Below are 16,635 nucleotides of genomic sequence, written 5' to 3'. Positions count from 1 at the left end.
TGAGATATTCTTGCTGTTCACTACCTTTTGCACCTTAGGCAGTGACGCATAATTTTTTAATAATTAGTGACACCATCATATAGCATGTCAATTGCTTCGCATACTCAACTAAAGTCGAATATTCTTGCGTTTATGTAAGAAACAATTAACCCGAAACTAACATTATCACCCTTACCGAATAATGACAACGCTGTCATCAATATGAAATTACCATAAACATCAAGTCAACATTTGATGTGGTTCAACTTATCGAAAACGACGGGCTTATCCCAATTGGAATAAATATTTGCTCACTAAGTATTTTCAACTTAATAAATAGCAGACCTCATACAGCCCATATTTTATTTACTTGCTATCAGGTACAGGTTTCAAATCAAGCTCAGCTAATGCATCACGTATTTGAGTGATGAAGGCTTCACCAGGATCAACTTTTTCGGTTAAATAATTGGGATTCACTTCTTTCCAAAGTGGGTGATTAATAAAGTTACGGTACTCGTGATGGCCAATAACATATTCGATAGGATAGTCCTGAGTTAACTGTTTGATCAGCGCAATGTTGGCCTCTAGCTGCTCTGCAGTTAAAGGTAATGTGCTGCCATTTCCAACATTTTCTATGCCTATCGCGCTATGATTTAAGCCAATAACATGACGAGCAAAAGTGGTGTTGGGCAGCAGCTGGTAAATAGTGCCATCTCTGTCTACTAAATAATGCGCGGAAACATTTAACTGACTGGCGCTACTAATTTTATCCCTCGAACTTGGTAACATAGGGGAGTTAAATGCATTAAATGATGCTTCTAATGTCGGAATTGCGGTCCAATGCACAACCACCATTTTAGGTGTTATTTTCGCTTTTTCGGTTTTAATGTCATACCTTGTTGCTAAGTATTCTAGTGACAATTGCTCCCTTTTGTCATTGTAGATAATAGGCCACTGTACAATTTCTAACTTAGCTTGTGCTTTAACACCATTCGTTTGGTTAACCGATCCTGAAGAGCATGCCATTAGCATCAGTATTATTGAAATGGTTAATGTATTTCTTAAAATTAAAGTCATTGATTTTCCCTATATATCGATTACACCGACCGTAAATTTGACAGTCCAGCGGTCAATTACACGAGAAATATGTACTCGTTATTGACTAGAGCGCAAATTAAAATATATTATTCCTACAAAGAAATAAAATAGTAATTATTTAGTAATGAAAACACAAGCGCATATCTCTTATCAAGATAATACAATGCACGTAGAAAAGGTATCGGTTGCTGCAATGGCCAAAGATATACCTACGCCTTTTTATTGTTATTCTTACACTGCAATTAAAGAGAACTATTTAGCTTATCAACAGGCATTTGCTGAGCAAGACACTTTGATCTGTTATGCCGTTAAAGCCAACTCTAATCAAGCGATATTATCTTTGTTAGCGAGTTTAGGCGCCGGTGCTGACGTTGTTTCAGAAGGTGAAATTAGACGAGCTCTACAAGCAGGTGTGCCAGCTAATAAAATTGTGTTTTCAGGTGTCGCCAAAACACGCAAAGAAATTGCTTATGCCTTGTCACACAATATTTTTCAATTTAACGTTGAATCTGAGCCTGAGTTACAACTGATAAGTGAACTTGCCTCGGCGCAAAACCTGACAGCGTGTATTTCAATCCGAGTTAACCCTAATGTTTGTGCTAATACACATGCAAAAATTACTACCGGTAAATCAGAAAACAAATTTGGTATCCCTATTACAAAGGCGAGAAGTGTTTACCATTTTGCGGCATCGTTACCCGGTATTAAGGTGCAAGGTGTCGACGTTCATATTGGCTCGCAGTTAACGGATCTAGCTCCATTTGAACAAGCGTTTAATAAAGTAGCAGAGTTTGTCGATACACTAGAAGAAGATGGTCATGATATTTCCATTATTGATATTGGTGGTGGTTTAGGTATCGACTACGCTGAAGATGACACTCCGCCAAATAAAGACGCCTATGCGAAGCTGGCTAAAAAATGCCTTGGCCATTTAAACTGTAAAATTGTTGTTGAACCAGGAAGGTCAATTGTCGGTAACACCGGAATTTTAGTTTCTAGTGTCGTGTATGTGAAAAAAGGCGAAGAACGCCAATTTTTAATTATTGATGCAGGTATGAATGACTTAATTCGACCCAGCATGTACGATGCCTATCATCAAATAACTCCAGTCATTCGCAACACTAACGAAACTGCACTTTACGATGTTGTTGGTCCTGTCTGTGAAACAGGTGATACCTTTTCTAAGAATAGAGAACTTCCGGTTTTACAGTCAGACGATTTGGTTGCTATTTTAAGCTGTGGCGCTTATGGCAGTGTGATGTCCTCTACTTACAATACCCGATTGTTTGCCCCTGAGATTATGGTTAAAGATGAACAATACTCAGTGATCAGAAGTCGCCAAAGTTACCAAGATGTGATTGAGCAAGATGTGATTCCACCATGGTGGTAATTTATTCAATTACCACCTTAAAAAGCATTAGAGCGAATTGAACTAACTCATCGTGTCTTACAAATGTTTTAATGCTGTTAAACTCATGATTAATATCTGTTCTTCAATGGCGTAAAGTGGTGTTTTACTAGTGGGTTTGGCGGGTTCATCCCCTACGCCCGTAATAAGAGCAATCACACCGTCACCACTGATAGGGTCAAACCAAAACTGTCCTAATAAGCCATAAGCAGAGCCCAAATGACCATAATAGATTTGGCTTTGTTGAGTTAATCCCCAATCTTTTAAATCTATAATATGCGTAGAAAGTCCATAAGTCGTTTTTTTGTTTGCCGCACTTAGTTCATCTAGCGGACTTTCTCCACTTGTATAGCCATTTTTAAGCTGTTGATCATACGTCCATACGGGCTCAAGCATGTGCGCTAACGTATTTTTACTGATAACTTGATTGTTATTTTTACCGATAAAAAGTTTCATCAAATTCGCTAAATCTTTAGCGGAAGCCCGCAGCCCCCCTTGCGGCGAGAATAAAGTGGGATTACTTCCTACTTGATAAGTTTTTAACATCGATAAATCCGGTATCTCCATTCTGCTGTATTTTTCCCCGCCATAAAAACAACTAATGTTGAGTCCATCTACTTGAGGTAGCCAAGGACCTTGCGGGTCCCATATATCACCGCCAGTACCACGGCGATATAAGGTGGCAAGGTCACGGTATTGATGCTGATAAAAATCACAAACGTTAAAACTAATATCTAGTCCCAGTGGTTCAAACAGCACTTGTTTAACAAAAAGATCCATTCTTAAACCACTGACGTTTTCTATCACACCAGCAATCAGACCAAAATTTAGGTTTGCATACATGAAATAGTCACCAGGTGACTGATTGTGCTCACTGGCAAAGTGTCCTATGCCACCAGTAACTTGAGTTGCAGTAAAAAATTGTTGGTAATTTTCACCATAGGGTAGGAAATATTGTCCGTTATCTCGGATAGAAGAAACATGAGCCAACACCTGCCTAGTGGTTATTTTAACGTCTGGAAAATTAGGATTTCGTAACCTAAACCCTAAATAGCGAGATATATCTTGGTCTAGATCTATCAATCCATCTTCAACTAAAGTCATCAAAGACATGGTTAAAATGAACTTAGAAATCGAAGCTATACGCACTTTGTGGTCTATGCTTAATGGCAATTTTTCGCCTGCGGGAGTAATAGATGCAAAGCCTTCTGCATGTTCAAACACAAGCTTTCCATCTTTTATCAATACCAGTTGTAGACCCGCTATTTCAGTCGCCGCTTTACCTGGTTGATTAACCAAGTCATGCATCTGTTGTTTGATATTGGTGTAATTTATATTGTCATTTTGCTTCGAAGAACAAGAAAACAAACACAGCAAAGGCACCAAGAGCATTAAACGTTTCACAGATAACTCCTTATTCAATCACACTAACAATGACAGTACTTTTCCAACAAATAAACCACCAGCTGTTCCTACAATGTATCCAAGAAGTGCCATTAACACTCCGACAGGAATTAACGCCCTAGAATAGGCTGCTGCCAATATTGGTGCCGATGCAACACCTCCGATATTGGCAAGAGACGCAATACCACAAGTAAACAAGTCAAACTTAAATAGTTTAGCCAGCATCACCATTAAGGCGCCGTGAATAAGTAAAATCACTATGCCAATAGCGATATAAAGAGGCGCTTGGGTTAATTCGTTAAAATTTGCTCGGGAGGCGATTAGCGCGATAATGAGGTAGAGCATAATATTTGAAATCGCTTCAGAGCCTTGCATTTTACTGAGCGGCGTCATGGCAGCTAAGGTACCTAACAAAGTGACAATTAATACAGTCCAAGTTGTTGTGCTGAAAAAAGTAGATACAGGTAATATTGAAGCGACATATTGCGTAAATACCGATACTACAAGTGCTAATGCTAATAGCGTTAACAAATTAACCGTTAAATCACCGGTGTTTTCGCTTTTACTGTCTTTAGCTAAGCTATTAGCAACCGTGTCGAGTTTGTCACTGTTTGTACCAATCCAACGATCAAAAACCTTAGCGTGCGGAACTAACGCCAGTAACAGCATTACCCACAATGCATAATCAATTGAATCTATAATTAATGTATAACCCATTTGGCTATCTGGTACGTCTAGTGCAAGTTGCACCGCTGCCATATTACCAGTTCCGCCCATCCAACTACCACTGAGTGCGGCAAAGGTTTTCCATGAGGTTGGCTCTAGTAGAGGAAGAAACAACATAAAGGCAATAATAAAAGCACAGCCTATGCTAAAAGAGGCACTGAAAAATGCCAAAATGATTTTGCCACCCAGTTTTTTTATCTGCCTTAGATCCGCTTTAAGTAACATTAAAAAGATCATGGCCGGTAAAATATTAGACTTTAAACTGCTGTATGCCTCGTTGATTTCGTGCGTTTTTTGCCAAACTCCTAAGGTGGATAACAGCATGACTAAAAAATAAAGAATCACAATCGCAGGTAATATGTTAAAAAACTTGCTTGTGCTCTTAAATTCAATAAATTTCAATCCACCAGCGATTGCAAGTAAGACAGTAAAAAAAGCAAAGGATGATGTGATCATTTCAGCAGCATTATATTGAACAAATAATGCTAAATTAGCATTCACAAATTACAAATGCAAAGTTTTATTCCAAACCAAAACAAATCAAAGAATTATTTATTACAATCGTAAAACAAAAACCATATTGATAACTTAGTGGTGTTTGTCCAACAAGGACATGATATAGAACCTTCAACAAAATCAAAAAAACAACGATAAACTGCCAAAACCAAACTGATTAAAAACCTAAACCAAGCTAGCTAAATATAATAAAAAGATAAAATCCAATCGTAATAATGAGAATTAGTTTGTGTGACTAACATTCAAATAAATAGCCACTCACCTAAGCATAAACAAAAATAATTATTAACACCGAAAACAATAAAACAAGAATTTTTTATTCTTGCAACATTATTTTAAAAGAGTACAATATTTAACCTCAGGTTTGTATAAGAATTAGCGCTAAATCAAAGAAAACGATAAGTTAGCAGCCTCTTATTTTTCTGGGTCGATATTTTTGTCTGAATTCAAGGCATTTTGCAGCAGGAATAGCTAGCTATTTCGCTTCAACATAACGCAGAAGTCAGTAAAAATAGCACCTAGAAACGCATTGTTTATGCGAAGCTGAGGTTATTTAGTCTAAACAATAGCAAAGTTAATTTATTCACGTTTATCCCATGTAATTGTTAGGCCGTGAATGATTATTGGAACGATTAAATATTTGGTCATTTAACAGAATATGTTCAAAACTGGCGTTTTGCTAAAGGTTTTAACCAATTCTCCCTTACACACGATTGGTTAAAAAAGGCCAATACTGATTTCAGTATTGGCCTTATTTTTACACCTACTGCTAAAAAGCCTTACTCCAATAATGGCAGTAAAGCTTTTAGTTCAAGCATCAATAAAGATATTTATATTGAGAAAATAAAGTTTGGGCTTTTAACCAAATATCACCCACCTGCCCAGAAGCCACCCAGTGTTCACCTATTTTGATCACAGGCGCAACTTCTTTCGTTGAACTTGTCAACCATACTTCATCAGCATCAAGCACTTCTTGATGGGTAATAACTCTCTCTTCAATGATAAAGTCACTGTGCTCTCTCAGCACATTAAGCAATATATGACGTGTTACACCTGGCAATATTTGATTATCCAACGGTGGTGTCACAATCACCTTGTCTTTAACAATAAATACATTGCTAGAGCTTGCTTCGGTAAGCTCATTGTGCTGATTAAATAAAATAGTTTCTTTGTTGCCTTCACGAACACCATGTTGAAAATGCAACACATTACCTAACAGGGCGGTTGATTTAATTTGGCATCTTTTCCATCTTAAATCTTGTTCACTCGACACCTTGTACGCCGTTACACTTTGCTTATCTGGCATAGGTACAGCTGGTATTTCAAAGGTAAAAGCAAAAATTGTTGGGACAGTGTCTTTAGGAAAAGCATGGTGACGATTCGGTGCACTTCCACGTGTTACTTGAATATAGATACCTTGGTTATCACCCTCGTTAAGTGACACCAACTTTTTACACAAATCGCCCCACTCTTCAGTGGTTAATGGCGATGAAATCTCTAACGCTTTTAAGCCATCAAATAACCTTTTAAGGTGTGGCTGCAGGCCAACAAATTGTCCTTGATAACATGGAATGACTTCATAAATACCCTCACCAAACAAAAAACCTCGATCCATAGGCGAAATTTTTGCTTCATTGGCAGGAATATATTCATTGTTTAAGAAAACCGTACTCATATTGTTTCTCTATGTTAAACCGCAAAGTTTTTCTAGTTCATTAATTAGTTGTTCGCTATGGCTAATACATAAGCCATCTTCTGTTAGCTCATTGAGCTTGGTAATTCCGTCGACACTCCCTAACTTAGATAAGTAAGATAAAATGTCTCTAGGCTTAAAGCTGGAAAATAAATTTCGCTCTGCCCACATGGATAAAAATGCAATGAGTCCGTAGGCTGCCCAATTGGAAATATCCGCAATAAGCAATTCATCACATTGAGTTTTAGAAGGCACAATATCGAGCTTTTCTAAAGCTTTTGCGATATTCCCCATACCAATTTCGTTGCCGCCATCCCCAATGGCAATTGTTGGGCAGGTAGCAAGCTCTAAAAAGTAATCAAAACTGGCGCATTGAGCAGAAATGTTTTCGCCACGCATATTAAAGTAGCCATTTTGCTCACTTAATCCCGGCCTTTCTATTGAAATAACCAGGTTTGGCTCTAGCACAGCTAAGGCATTTTTTGTAAAAGCAGGCGCGTTATTAAGATCGTTAACCGGTAATAAAAAACAACGATAACGTTTTTTAATAGCGCTATAGAGTGGATCACCACACACTAAAATGGGTTTTTTATCTATCGCCACTAACGCTTCATACAATGCAATAGCACCAATAGGCCCGTCAGTTTCAAAGGTGTCAGAAACGGGAAACCCCGTACCTATTAAGATATTTTCTTTACAGTGCATTATTTGTTTAGCAGCCCGTAAATAGTATCCTGGGCGAAGCGCATCGTGCACATCTTTCATGCCCCTAGGGTTACGTTGTACCAACCGAGACTCTATTTCTTGACTTAGCGACAACAAACTAAGGTGTTTGCTCATTTACGCGACTCCCTCAAATACAGATGTATTGGCATATTTACTCTGAGCTAAGTGCAAAAGGTTATGTGCACAGTGAATCGAAATCGCTTCAAAAGACACTTTCGCCCCTTGAGTGCATTGCATGAGTTTATTAAGGTCAAGTGACAATACCGATCCGATTTTAGGATAACCACCAATGGTTTGACGGTCATTAGCTAACACAATTGGCTGCCCGTCTGGCGGTATTTGAATTGCGCCTTGGCAAATGCCCTCTGAGTACATGGTTGAAATATCAGACTTAATTCCTGACCCTTTAAGTCGATAACCCATGCGATCATACTGGGCACTGACTTCATAAACACTCGAAAAAAACTTATTCACTTGTGATCGATCAAACAGCGCTATTTGGTAGCCAGTGATCACTCGCAAGTTAACCTCGTTTGAATAATTTGGAATATGATGACTTTGCACTTTAGTTAAAGGACGAATGTCAGGTTGAGCCATCACTAATTGTTGACCAGCTTTAATCGCTTCACCGTCAATACCACCTAGTTTTTCTCTCACAACCGTAGAGGCACTGCCAAACTGGCGAGAAACAGAAAAACCACCACTTACCGCAATGTACACCCTACAACCTTTTGTTGTGAAATCGATGTGCAGTTTGTCACCTGTAGAAAGATGGTGACATTGCCAATTGGCTTTAGGGTTTCCATTAATACTGATCTTGGCTTGCGCCCCGGTTACAGCAATAGTGGTATTACAATTAGCAACTAATTCAATATCACCAAAATTGACTTCCAATGCAGGTGCGTTTTCTGGATTATTAAGTAATTGATTAGCCAAGGAAAAAGCTTCTTTATCAGCTGGCCCACCGGTGGTAATACCTAAGTGCGCTTGCTGAAACCTTCCCAAATCTTGTATCGTCGTTAATACACCAGGCTTTACTACGGTAAAACTTGCACTAATATTCATGATCTAGTGCTCCTCCTAGTGCCAAAAATTCCTGCTCGCTAATACGGGTAAACTTAACGCTGTCACCAACTGAAAAAGGCACATGGGGTGCTTTGGTTGCATCAAATAAGGCAATAGGACATAAACCAATGAGGTTCCAGCCACCAGGTGACTCTGACGGATATATCGCCGTTTGCTGATCCGCTATCCCTACTGCGCCCTTTGGTACTTTTTTTCTCGGTGTAGCAAGCCTTGGCATGGCAATTCGCTCATCAACTTCGCCTAAAAAAGCAAACCCTGGCGCAAAACCTAATGCAAACACTTGATAGGTTTTTGCTTGATGAAGGTCAATAACTTCATCAATGGTTAAATTTGCCTTGTTAGCGATGCGATCTAAATCAGGCCCACTTTGTGGTGAATAAAAAACAGGTAATTCAATAACAGTACTTGATGTGTCGCCAGCCGCTTCTAGTGAAGTGAGGTGAGCGTTAACTGTGTTTCTTACCTCAAAATAATCGGTTTTATAGGGATCAAACACCACTAATAACGAATTATACGATGGAATAAATTCAGTGACTTTATCAGCAAGATATTTAGACAATACCATTTTAAGTTGAGCCACTTTACGGCTAGTTTCAATCAAACTGTGCTCATTGAGATAAACAATTAATGCACTTTCGCCAGCGACTTCAACAGCAGCATTACCGAGGTTTATTGACATAGTTGGCGAATTTCTTTAATCAAACTTACGGAGTCTAGATTGTCTCCGTGCACACAAATCGTATCTGCATCAATACGTATAGATTGTCCGTTATCCGCAATTACTTGACCTGAAGCTGTCAAACTTTTCACCTGGGCGAGCGTGGCATTTTTATCAAGCACAGCCCCAGCTTGTGAGCGAGGTAATAGAGAGCCTGATTGCGAATAGCGGCGATCAGCAAAGGCTTCAAATATTAGTTTAATACCCAAAGCTTTTGCTTTTTTACGATAGTTTTCTGCGTCAGCGTTCGCCAAAATCATTAATTTTAATGGCCTATAATATTGAGCGATTGCTTGTAAAATCGCTGCAAATATTTGACTATCAGCCATCATATCGTTGTATAACGCACCATGAGGTTTCACATAAGTGAGTTTAAGCCCTTGGCTTTGTGCCATGCCATCTAGCGCAGCTATCTGATAAAGCATTAAATCAATAATTTCTGCTGGCGAACACTTCATCGAACGTCGACCAAAACCAAGTGTATCGGGATAACTTGGATGAGCACCAATCTCAGTATTACATTTTTTTGCTAAGGCTAATGTGTGGTTGATCACGTGAGGATCACCCGCGTGAAATCCACAAGCGATATTAGCCATATCAATATGCGGCATCACAAGTTCATCTTGACCCATTTGCCAAGCACCAAAACTTTCACCTAAATCACAGTTTAATTTCATGATTAATTATCACTTTGTCGTAATGTGCTATTGGGAATATCTGTGATCAACATGTAACCAGGGCTATGCGTAATACAAATATCAGGTTTGGCATTGGCAATAGCAACTTGAGGTGTTACACCACACGCCCAAAAAACGGGAACTTCCTGATCTTTTATCGTCACAGCATCACCAAAATCCGGCTGATTAATATCACTAATACCAAGCACCGTAGGATCGCCAATATGTATAGGAGCGCCATGCACCAATGGAAATTGATTGCATATTGTCACTGACTTTTTCGCGTCTTCAATACGCATAGGCCGCATGCTCACCACCATATTACCAGCAAACTGATTTACCGCTTTATTGGGGATATTCGTTTTATACATAGGCACATTTTTGCCTTCGGTGATATTTCTAATCTCAATGCCATCAGCAATTAATGCTTCTTCAAAAGAGAAAGAACACCCGAGTAGAAATGCAACATAATCGTCTTGCCACAGTTCACTAATGTCATTAACTTCATCCACGAGTTGCCCCTGTTGATAAACACGATATCGCGGAATATCAGTGCGAATATCGATTTGTTCACCCAGTGTTTTAAGAGAGAAATCACCAGGTGATTCACTCATAGCAATTAACGGGCATGATTTAGCATTTAACTGGCAAAACTGTTCAAAATCTTTGGCATGCGATTTAGGTAGCACAACTAAGTTGCATTGAACAAAACCCGGCGCAACTCCGGAAGTTGGGCTGCTAAAATCGCCATTGCGGATTTGCTGTCGAATAACCAAGGGAGTTTCTTGATTCATGCCTTAAATTTTTCCTAAATTTTCGTTTATAAAAGTCAACCTGTCGTGACATCAAGCTAAATTTAATACGCTAAACAGTCAATACGACCTAGGTAATATATGCCATCAATTTATTTGATGAAAAACCTTTAGCTAGGTTAATTACCACTAGAATTATTGATAACTTCTTCGTAAATGAGTGAAATGATGCTGCCATATTTTCCAGTTTCAAACTGCTTGCCTTTGAAACTATAGTGCTTGTCATCTCCTTCAATCATGGAATGGCGAGCATTGGTTAATAACACAATGGCCAAATCATGTTCAGGATCAATAACCGTCACTGTACCTGTCCAGCCGGTATGTCCGTAAGCCAACGGACTCGCATATGGACCAAAATGCCACTTCAACATGCCATTATTATTGCGACGCCAACCTAAACCAAAACTACCATTACCATCATCAGGCTTAGTGAATTGATCTAAAATACTTTGGCTAAAGAAGTGTTTATCGTCATAGCCGCCACCATTTAAAAGCGTTTGCATTAAAACAGCAATTTCATAAGTTGTTGAAAATAAGCCAGCATGCCCAGCGACACCATTAAACGAATGAAATGCCTTTTCATCGTGCACTTCACCTTGCAAAACATACTCGCGAACATTGTTAAAATCGATACGTCCACCTCGCGTGGTGCCATGTATCTCTGTTGCAGCAAACTGCTGTTTATATTTCCCTTTTGTTAAGGGGTTAAACATTGTATTCGACAAGTTTAATTGCTGATAAATATGTTGCTCCACGTAGGCATCTAGTGCTTGCCCAGAAATTCTTTCCACCAACATGCCAAGCAACATAAAGTTGGTATCGCTATATACATGTTTGATATTTCGCCCAACGTCAAATGGCACCTTATGAAGAATAAGTTGTTTAGTTTTGCTATCGTCTTGAGAATAAAAACTTTCACCTAACTTATTTTCTTTAGTGAAAAATTGTACTTGTGAATCATATCCCGTGGTATGTGTTAAAAAGTCTTTAACTAAACGACTTTCTCTACCACCGCCGTCATAGTCTGGCAAGTAAAAGGACATCGGTTTAGTAACATCTAAACGCCCTTCTTCAACCAGTTTCATTAACGCAAAATTGGTTGCAAACATTTTAGTATTTGAAGCGATGTCAAAAAGGGTATTTTTTTCCATCTTGATAGGTTGCGCTAATGGTTCACCGCCATCGGCAAACTTTCTTGCATAACCATAGGCCTCATTTTTAATGATGTTGCCATCTTTGATCACTAATAAAGCAGCGCCGGGAAATCCTTGCTCTATATCGTCATTTATCAACTTATCAACTAACGAAAAACGCTTTAGCTTTTTAACGTCTTTATCATCAGATTCATCCATCAATTTTGGATACGGTATGATAATGTTAATTTCTGCACCTTCTGGCATAACATTTTCAACCCGTAACGTGTTATCACCATTTTTAGTTCGGCGACTTAAACTGTATTGGTAGCGATGACCAGCGAGCATTTCATTCGCAATAGAGAGTTTTTGACCATTGATGAAAATATCAGCTGAAACTGCACTGATACTATCGATAATAATTTCACCACGCCCTTTGTACGCCTTAAAAACAGCTCTGTCGTTAACTAACTCTCTTGTACTACGATTTTCTTCTGCATCAGGGAAAACTCTGTCTATCTGCCCACGTTTAGCAAGATAAACAGGACGGACATCGGGTTGTCGTTCTTTTTGATAACGTTGCCAAACGGTATCGAGTTTTTTCGGCTTGTATTTCTTCAATAAAGCAAATAATGCAGCAAGCGTTTTTTCATCAGCTTTGCCATTAATATGCCATGGCAAAAAGTGCATTTGAAAAGCAAAAAGAGTATCGATGGTTTGCTGATCAAGGATACCTGTTTCCGTGATCCCATAACCATAACTGTTCAAGGCTTTTTGCACTAAGCCAATATTGGGCAGGTCGCGTTGAAATATTTGCCAGTACTCATCCATATCTGACTTTTCATACCAAGCGCCGATCCCCGCTTTATACAACTGGTACCATGGAAACCTAGGCCCAGGGTCTGTTTTTCTCGTTGGAGCGATATCTGCATGACCTATGACTTGTGTCGGCCCAATATCAGGGTTTCTCGCTAATATATCTTTGCTTAACTCAATTAATAGCTGTATTTGTTTGGGATCATAATCAGGAAAAACACAATTTTTACTATCGCTGCCTCTACTTAGCAGCGCGATATTTTCAGTGCGGGTGCATTCAGGAATATTGACAATTTCTATACCGATAGAGTGATCGTTTAGGTCACGTCTTCCCTGCCAATAACTAGCACCAGCATGCCAAGCACGGTCTTGTTCATCAACCAGTCGGTAAACCGTTAAGTCACTGAAATCATAACTATCATCAAGACTTTCAGGAACCAAGTAATGTGAACTAACGCCACCATTTTCAACTAGCGCTTTAACAGATTGTTGGTAATTTATCGCGGTGTAATGCATCACTAAAAACTTAATGCGTTTGCTGTAGTTTTTAGAGGGTAAATCTTCAATGTTAAAAGACGCGCAACTTGAAATGAAAAGTACACAAATGCTCAACCAAGCTATTTTAGTTAATGAGCTTTTACGAAGAGAAAATAAGCTATTGCGAAAGTTAGGTTTAAACATGATGCGAAATTCTAAATTCCTATTTCACCTTATTGCTTAATCAATGTCCTCAAAGGGAAATTAAACAATAAATTTAAGAAAAATCCCCTAAAAATAGGGGATTTATTTCAACAATAAATATCAGTGTGATATTGGCAATTAATGATTAAAAGCCAATATTAACCGACAATTGTAAGCGGCGAGCATTTATTAAGTTACGTGCTTTACCGTACGTATCAGTTTCAACATATGGGTTATAGTTGTAACCGGTTTGTCTATCAAAAACGTTAAATAAGTCAGCACGGAACTTCACTGTGTAATTATCAAAAACAGTAAAGTTTTGTGTGTAGTTTAAGTCCATTTGCCAATGGCTGCGCTCGCGGCGACTACCTGCTGGCTCTGAATAACGAATGGTGTCACTTGAAAAACCATACACTTCACCATCCCAAGTTTCCCAAACGTCGCCTGATTGATAAACAAAATAGGCACCTACATTGGCTTCCCAATCAGTAGTGTAATAACCATAGGCTTTAAATACGTGTGGCTTATCACCATTTAATTTACCGTATTTACCATCCCAAAGTTGACGCCCTTTGCCATCCGCTAAGTTAGATGAACCGATAAATAAGTTACCATCACTGTTACCGCTGGTAATATCTTGATCATAGTTACCATAGTAGTGACTCCAGGTGTATGAAACACTGGCAAAATATCTATCTGCACTATATTCAGCTTCTAAACTTACTTCATAATAAGTATTTTTGGCACCATCAAGTTCAGCAATAACATACGATGAACCTCCAACTTCAGCACGCATTTCACTCAGGTTTTCAATATATAAACCTTTGTCAGCTATATAAGATGGTACACCGCCAAATGGGCCATATTCACCATAAAGTCTCGCGTCATTTGGTGTATCTTCCCAAGGATGTGATAATTTTCGCTGACGTACATGACCTTTAACAAATAGTCTATCGGTTACCGATTTAGAAGCACCAAGAGTGATTTCATCAATTCGTTTAGGTTTAATACCTTTTTGGAAAAACTTACCCGATGAACCACTAGCAGGTACATTGGCTAAGTAGTCACCATTTTCATCAAATAACACATCAATAGTTTTTTGTGAATTACGAGCCCATGAGGCAGCACGAGCTAATGATGACGCTTCAGGGTTATAGCTAGCATAGTTAGCAAATAAAGTCGCATCTTCTGCATAATTCCAAGTAATACCTAATCTAGGTTGGAATGTATCTTTGAAGTCGACAGTATGCATTTTGTACTTGTGACCCAAGGCAATTTCATAACCTGATACATTTGAAGAGTTCGCTTTTAAATCTTGTCCGTATAACACATCTTTACTGATAACAAAGCCAAGGTTGTAAACAAAGTCACCATGTTCAATCGTATCATTAAATTCAATGTTATATGACTTACTAGAAGAAGTGATTGGCGCAACCACGTCGCCTGAATCACTCTCTAGACTCATTTGCTGTACTCTAGCTCTGTAGAATACCGCTTCTTCACCATCATAATTGTCAACTTGTTTGCCACCAATAAATGAAATTGAGCCCCAGCCATTTGATAACCGGCTTAGCACTTCTTTATTTTCCTTATATTGAAAGCCAAAATGAAGGTTATGATAGCTATCACCAATCTCTAATTGATGATCAAGCGCAATTTCAAAGCTATCACGGTAGAAATTTTGATTATTAAACTGACTATCACCACCAATAGAACCACCTCCACGTTTTGCGCCATCATCACCAACATAGCCATACTTATCAATCAGTTGTTGAGCTCTAATATTATCATAAACATCAGAATCCTCATCGAGTGATGGTACTGTAAACAAGCCAATTTGATCTAGCTGATCCAGCGGTAATGAATTACCAATACGTGGGTTTACGTCAGAAAACACAGTATCTGGCGCACCAGCAGTCTCGTAATCAAACTCACTGTATTTAAATGACAATGTTGTCATATCATTGATTAAGTACGAGCCTTCAAACAACAAAATATCTTGTGTAGCATCATCACCGTTTGAGGTGCTGTCTTGGTCTAATGAGCCAACCGATTGACCACGGCCGTCTCTATCAGAGGTTCGATAGCTTAAGTCTAATAATAAATCTTCCGTTGGCGCCCAAGTTAACTTACCAAAATATTCTTCACGAACACTAAGATAATCTTTTGCTGGGCCATACGCGGTTACTTTATTTTCACGAGTGACTTCTGGGCGGTAAAATGAACCATAAAAGAACAACTCATCTTCAATTAACGGCCCACTAATATTGGCAGAAATCCATGTCTTATCCGTTGTATATTTAGCAAGTTCTTTGTTTTCGATATCTCTGTCGGCAACAAAGTTTTTGTTTTGAATCTTGTATTCAATGTTGCCCTGAAACTCATTGGTACCTGATTTAGATTTAGAGTTAACGGCTACACCACCTGAGCGGTTAAAGCCAATGGCTTTAGCACCACCGCGATCCATCGAAACATGAGCAATATCATGAGTTGAAGGTTCAGCAGATAAGTTACCAAACATAGGGAGAGAAACATCAACACCATCAAAGCCATATTTATTGTCACGGCCTGAACCACCAGCATTAACACCTAATGTTGAATTTTCAGAGTATTGTACCCCAGGAATAAGTTTCATCATGTCGCGGAAGTCTTGGCCAACTGGCAAAGATTCGATGGCTTTTGAGCCAATTGAGTTGGTTAGTGCAGAGTCACCTTCACGTACTACGTAAGACCCTGTCACGGTAATCACTTCGGTCGTATCAGTAGCGCCTGCCAATACCATGTTCAGCTTAGACGTTTGATCTAAATACACCTGAACTTGAGCTGTTTGCACACTGCCATCTTTGGCTTTAAACGATAGCTCGTAAAAACCGGGTAACAATGCTGGTAAGCTATAACTACCATCAGCTCGAGTAACAGCGGTTCGTGGTTTCGGCATAACATTGCTCTTTGCCGTAACAACAACGCCTTCTACCGAAGAACCTGTTGCTTCACTCAATACTTTACCCCTAATATCTGTTGCAGCATGAGCAGTGGCAATAGCACTTAAACCTAACCCTATACATAAGGCTACTTTTGTAAGTTTCATGTTTGGTGTCTCCTAATTTATTATTATTTAATAAATCACAAACTTAGCTAACATCCCATGTAGAACGCGACGTA

Annotated in this window: 12 protein-coding genes; 1 reads left to right on the top strand and 11 read right to left on the bottom strand. The window is 38.9% G+C overall.

All coding sequences use genetic code 11. The features are described from left to right. Nucleotides 1–345: 345 nt before the first annotated feature. Nucleotides 346–1,056, bottom strand: coding sequence for an N-acetylmuramoyl-L-alanine amidase (locus tag IE199_RS04305; RefSeq protein ID WP_189767626.1), 711 nt, complete (start codon nucleotides 1,054–1,056; stop codon nucleotides 346–348). A 145-nt stretch (nucleotides 1,057–1,201) separates the two neighbouring features. Between IE199_RS04305 and lysA the strand changes: the two genes are divergently transcribed. Next, nucleotides 1,202–2,467 carry a diaminopimelate decarboxylase gene (gene lysA, locus IE199_RS04300; protein WP_189767624.1) on the top strand — a complete coding sequence of 422 codons (1,266 nt, stop codon included), beginning with the start codon at nucleotides 1,202–1,204 and terminating at the stop codon, nucleotides 2,465–2,467. Nucleotides 2,468–2,524: 57 nt separating this feature from the next. Here lysA and IE199_RS04295 read toward each other — a convergent pair whose 3' ends face one another. From IE199_RS04295 to IE199_RS04250, 10 genes are all read right to left on the bottom strand, one after another. Then, nucleotides 2,525–3,889 carry a serine hydrolase domain-containing protein gene (locus IE199_RS04295; protein WP_189767622.1) on the bottom strand — a complete coding sequence of 455 codons (1,365 nt, stop codon included), beginning with the start codon at nucleotides 3,887–3,889 and terminating at the stop codon, nucleotides 2,525–2,527. An 18-nt stretch (nucleotides 3,890–3,907) separates the two neighbouring features. Continuing rightward, a complete protein-coding gene (locus IE199_RS04290) occupies nucleotides 3,908–5,116 on the bottom strand; it encodes a DUF819 family protein (protein WP_229854526.1) in 1,209 nt (402 codons plus the stop codon). An 832-nt stretch (nucleotides 5,117–5,948) separates the two neighbouring features. Then, a complete protein-coding gene (locus IE199_RS04285; RefSeq protein ID WP_189767620.1) occupies nucleotides 5,949–6,806 on the bottom strand; it encodes an aminotransferase class IV in 858 nt (285 codons plus the stop codon). 9 nt (nucleotides 6,807–6,815) lie between these two features. Beyond that, entirely contained in the window at nucleotides 6,816–7,664 is an 849-nt protein-coding gene (locus tag IE199_RS04280) for a DUF4392 domain-containing protein (protein ID WP_189767618.1), read from the bottom strand. Beyond that, nucleotides 7,665–8,615, bottom strand: a complete 951-nt coding sequence (locus tag IE199_RS04275) for a 5-oxoprolinase subunit C family protein (RefSeq protein WP_189767616.1) — start codon at nucleotides 8,613–8,615, stop codon at nucleotides 7,665–7,667. Then, complete coding sequence (gene pxpB, locus IE199_RS04270; RefSeq protein WP_189767614.1) at nucleotides 8,605–9,315, bottom strand: 5-oxoprolinase subunit PxpB; 711 nt, start codon at nucleotides 9,313–9,315, stop codon at nucleotides 8,605–8,607. The genes IE199_RS04275 and pxpB overlap by 11 nt, the downstream gene beginning before the upstream one ends. After that, a complete protein-coding gene (locus tag IE199_RS04265; RefSeq protein WP_189767612.1) occupies nucleotides 9,306–10,031 on the bottom strand; it encodes a 5-oxoprolinase subunit PxpA in 726 nt (241 codons plus the stop codon). Before IE199_RS04265 ends, pxpB begins: the two co-directional genes overlap by 10 nt. Nucleotides 10,032–10,033: 2 nt before the next feature. Then, on the bottom strand, nucleotides 10,034–10,825 hold the full coding sequence (locus tag IE199_RS04260) for a putative hydro-lyase (protein ID WP_189767610.1): 792 nt from the start codon (nucleotides 10,823–10,825) through the stop codon (nucleotides 10,034–10,036). Between the two features lie 137 nt (nucleotides 10,826–10,962). After that, a complete protein-coding gene (gene pbp4b, locus IE199_RS04255) occupies nucleotides 10,963–13,473 on the bottom strand; it encodes a penicillin binding protein PBP4B (protein ID WP_189767607.1) in 2,511 nt (836 codons plus the stop codon). Nucleotides 13,474–13,618: 145 nt separating this feature from the next. Continuing rightward, complete coding sequence (locus IE199_RS04250; RefSeq protein WP_189767604.1) at nucleotides 13,619–16,561, bottom strand: TonB-dependent receptor; 2,943 nt, start codon at nucleotides 16,559–16,561, stop codon at nucleotides 13,619–13,621. Between the last annotated feature and the right edge of the window lie 74 nt (nucleotides 16,562–16,635).

The sequence above is a fragment of the Thalassotalea marina genome (assembly GCF_014656435.1).
Classification (GTDB): domain Bacteria; phylum Pseudomonadota; class Gammaproteobacteria; order Enterobacterales; family Alteromonadaceae; genus Thalassotalea_C; species Thalassotalea_C marina.
The sequence above is the reverse complement of the archived record's forward strand: the minus strand, read 5'-3'. Positions and strand labels throughout refer to the sequence as shown.